The sequence below is a fragment of the Mesorhizobium sp. M1A.F.Ca.IN.020.06.1.1 genome (assembly GCF_004023265.1).
In the GTDB taxonomy this organism is placed as follows: domain Bacteria; phylum Pseudomonadota; class Alphaproteobacteria; order Rhizobiales; family Rhizobiaceae; genus Mesorhizobium.
Window position 1 is genome coordinate 1 of record NZ_RZSR01001011.1, and the last position, 2,089, is coordinate 2,089.

At 64.5% G+C, this 2,089-nt stretch carries 1 protein-coding gene and 2 pseudogenes; all 3 read left to right on the plus strand.

Translation table 11 applies throughout. The features are described 5' to 3' along the window. A pseudogene (locus tag EOA60_RS30260) lies at positions 1 to 927 on the plus strand (serine/threonine protein kinase); the annotation flags it as partial. An 11-nt stretch (positions 928 to 938) separates the two neighbouring features. Next, entirely contained in the window at positions 939 to 1,439 is a 501-nt protein-coding gene (locus EOA60_RS30265) for a DUF1036 domain-containing protein (protein WP_245307622.1), read from the plus strand. Beyond that, positions 1,436 to 2,089, plus strand: a pseudogene (locus tag EOA60_RS30270) (M23 family peptidase); the annotation flags it as partial. The gene EOA60_RS30265 and the pseudogene EOA60_RS30270, both read left to right, overlap by 4 nt.

The window sequence follows — 2,089 nt, forward strand, 5'->3', positions numbered from 1 at the left end:
AAGCCGCCGGCGACGAAACCGAGCGCATCCGACCTCGTCGACGCTCTGTCCAAATTGTCGAAGTCGAAGACGCCGGCGCCGCAAGTTACGGAAAACCAAAATCAGGCGCCGGCTTCGACTGCGCGCCAGCCGGCAGCGCCCGAAGCGGCTACTCAGCCGGCAAGGCCGAAAGTCTCGACCACACAACCGGCACCACTGCCGCAGCCACCGCCGGCCAACAAGCCATCTCAAAATACCGACGTCGCAATCAATCTGCCAAAGCCCCAGGTTCCGCCGCCGGCAAACAAACCCGACGCGTTGGCTCAGCGCGCCTCCTGGGTGCGCGACTTCAGCGGCGGCAATTGCTTCTACGCGACCCTGACATCGGCAACGGGCACATCCGCGGCGATCGAGGGATTCGGAACGGCCGTGCAGCCTTTCGAGCAACTGCTTGGTGCGTTCCAGTCCAGGTTCAACGTCGAGCCGGACATCAGCGTGCGCCTGATTACCCCATCACAATGCGGCGTACCCACCTTCCTGCACCTTCTCGACCGAAGCGAAGCTGAACGACCGCAGCTCGTGCTCGACCGGACATCGGTGCCCGACGGATCACCGATCAGCGGCACGCTGGTGACGCGCGGGGGGCTCATCTCCAGCGTGTTGCTGATCAACCACAATGGCACCGCCTTCAACCTCGACAGCCGCATGGTCGCGCAGCCGGACAGGGCGACCTTCAAGATCGCCATCGATCTCGCCGCTGACGACAAGGCGGCCGGCAAGGCTTTGCCTCAGGTCATCCTGGTGATCACCGGGCCACGGGACGTCCAGGCCGCGATGTTCGCGGGCCCGACCCCCGCCTCGGAAGTGCTGCCCCGGATCCTTAAGGAGATCCAGGCGGACGATTCCGGATTTTCGGCCACCGCCAAGTATTTCCGGCTTGGCGGATAGCGCGGACGCCGATGGTTCTCTGCCGCCTGCTCTCTTCCACCCTGTCCCAGTCACGCAAGGAGCGCGGACCGATCCGGCCTGTTGCTGATCGCATCGGCCGCATGAAGCTTGCTGCGCTTGCCGGCACGGCGTTGCTCTCCGTGCTATCCGTCAACAAGGCACATGCCGAATTCACCGTCTGCAACCAGACGCTCGACGTCGTCAACCTCGCCGTCGGACAGAAGGTCGACGATGCCGACCAGACCGACGGCTGGTGGACGATCGGCGCCAACCAGTGCGTCAACGTCATCCGCGAGGAGCTGACCAACCGCTACATCTACATCTACGCCACGGACGTCTTCGGCCATGCGATCCTCACCGGATCGATCGAGATGTGCATCGACCGGCGCCGCTTCTCGATCCGCGGCATCGACGAATGCTGGCAGCGCGGCCATATCGCGGCGCGCTTTGTCGAGGTCGACACGCAGGAGCAGGTGCGCTGGACCTATTTCCTGAGCGGGAACGGCCCGTGACGCACAGCATCGACACGAGCTTCAAACTGAAGAAGCAGGCGCGCCTTGCCGAGCGGCGACGCAAGCTGTGGCGCTGGATTCTTTCCGGCGTTGCGGCACTCGTCCTCGTCTCGACAGCCACGGGTTTCTACCTCACACGCGATTACTGGTCCTTCGGCGACGAGGACGAGGAACTGCATCCGGTCGAGGGGATGGAAGACGTGCCGCCCGACGCTTCGGTCTATGTGCCGGCCATCATCGACCTCGCCGGCGATCCGATGTGGATCACGCTGGCGCCCGATGCCGACACGGCCAAGGGCAAGACCGTCGCGCGCCCGGCCGAGCTCGACAGTTCCGGCGCCTCGCCGCAGATCGAAATCCTGTCCGATGTGATGTTGAGCGCCAGCGAAAAATTCATGACGACGATCCCCTCGACGCAAGAGGATTTCGCCTTCTTCCAGGCGCAGCGGCAGACCGTGCCGAAATCTCCTGCAACGGCGCCGCAGGATCGGCAAGCCGCCCCCCTCGCTCCGGGCGCAGCCGACGACCAGCAAGGCGATCTTGAGAACGACCTTCAGGCCGCACCCGACGAGAGCGAAGCTCCTGCCAGTTCAGCGCCCAAGGCGGATGCCGATGATCCGGAAGCGGGCTGGGGCGAGACCGTCGACCAG